This window comes from Anaerobiospirillum sp. NML120449, from assembly GCF_023051105.1.
GTDB lineage: Bacteria > Pseudomonadota > Gammaproteobacteria > Enterobacterales > Succinivibrionaceae > Anaerobiospirillum.
The window spans coordinates 1-1,205 of sequence record NZ_JALKIL010000109.1; the positions used below are offsets into that span (position 1 = coordinate 1).

Genomic DNA, 1,205 nt, shown 5'->3' on the forward strand with positions numbered 1-1,205 from the left:
TGGTGTCCCTCTGACATACGTCAACCTCTGCCTGACGCTTCCTGTCCCGACACATTGAACAAAAAGCTGCCCAGGCCCACGGCATGGGTATCGATGTGCCTGCACCATTCTGTCTCCTCTTCACTGCAACCACGGCAATGGAACAATCCGCTGCCTGCAGTGTCCCGCATAAGGCCACCACCGAAGTGAGGTGGTCTACAGGTTCCTGTGAATCCCTCTGAACTCTGACCGGCCAGCTCTGCCAGCCGGCCCTTAAAAAAGCATTTACTACTACGAGTCAGAGGCACAGCAACACGCATCAGGCCAGAACGCCCACTTCATCAAAATTTTCAACAAACTAGATGAAACTTTCAAACAACGCCATCAAGTTCCTGATGGCTCAATATCGTGCAATCTACAAGAACGCCTACTTCAAGGGTATTGCCTCTGCAGTTGTTCTGACATCAGTTATGGTTGCAGGCCAGGCTCAGGCTGCACTTGATAATTCCGCTTTTGGCAAAATTAAACCAGATGAAATAAAAGAAGCTACAAGCGCAGAAGCTATTGCCATAACTGGTGATGCTAGCAACTCAAACTCATTCACAATCAATATTACAGGCGGCAAAGCTCACAAAATAGCCGCAAATGCAAATAAACCGGCTACAGTACAAGCAGAAAATGCCACTATTGTCATTAATGACAGCACTGGTGCAACTGATGGCTCAAAATTATCTATTGAGCCTGACTCAACAACAAATAAAGCAGTTACTGTTGTAATCGGGAAACTTGATGCAATAACAGGAACTCTGTCACTAGCTAAGAACTCTTCTGGCACCAAGCTCGAAGCAAAAGTAGTTAACATTGGTCGTGACGCATCAGAAGGTGTTACTGCATCTAAGGGAGCTCTAGTCACTTTTGACTCAGGAAGCACAGTAGGCAAGGCTATTACAACTTATGGTAACGGCACTACTATCAATCTGCAGAAGGGCGGTACAATTCAGTTTGGCGGTGTAACTACCGCAGCTGAAGGAATGGCTCTCAATGCTGATAATCTCGCTGTCACAGAAGGTAAGATTGTCATCGGAAGCGGTGCTGCCAACCATGCTGACAAAGCAAAGATAAGTATTGTCAGTGGCTCTGTCACCAAGGGTACCGTATCCGTAGGCAGTGGTGCAGAGTTATCTTTTGATGTTTCAGGTAAGAAAGATGCAAAAGGTAAAGATGTC

Annotated in this window: 1 protein-coding gene; it reads left to right on the forward strand. The window is 46.5% G+C overall.

The annotated features are described in order from the left end of the window. Positions 1–341: 341 nt before the first annotated feature. On the forward strand, positions 342–1,205 hold an 864-nt coding region (locus MXE41_RS12990), incomplete at its 3' end, for a hypothetical protein (RefSeq protein WP_247100898.1).